This is a genomic window from Pseudomonas sp. PS02302 (assembly GCF_029959585.1).
GTDB lineage: Bacteria > Pseudomonadota > Gammaproteobacteria > Pseudomonadales > Pseudomonadaceae > Chryseomonas > Chryseomonas aestiva.
Map to the genome: position 1 here is coordinate 1 of NZ_JASCON010000201.1, position 255 is coordinate 255.

Annotated in this window: 1 rRNA gene; it reads right to left on the reverse strand. The window is 49.8% G+C overall.

Annotation, left to right across the window (positions count from 1 at the left end):
- A 23S ribosomal RNA gene (locus QMX82_RS25775) occupies positions 1 to 255 on the reverse strand; the annotation flags it as partial.

The window sequence follows — 255 nt, forward strand, 5'->3', positions numbered from 1 at the left end:
GTTTCGGGTCTATTCCCAGCGACTAAACGCCCTATTAAGACTCGCTTTCGCTACGCCTCCCCTATTCGGTTAAGCTCGCCACTGAAAATAAGTCGCTGACCCATTATACAAAAGGTACGCAGTCACCTAACAAAGTAGGCTCCCACTGCTTGTACGCATACGGTTTCAGGTTCTATTTCACTCCCCTCTCCGGGGTTCTTTTCGCCTTTCCCTCACGGTACTGGTTCACTATCGGTCAGTCAGGAGTATTTAGCC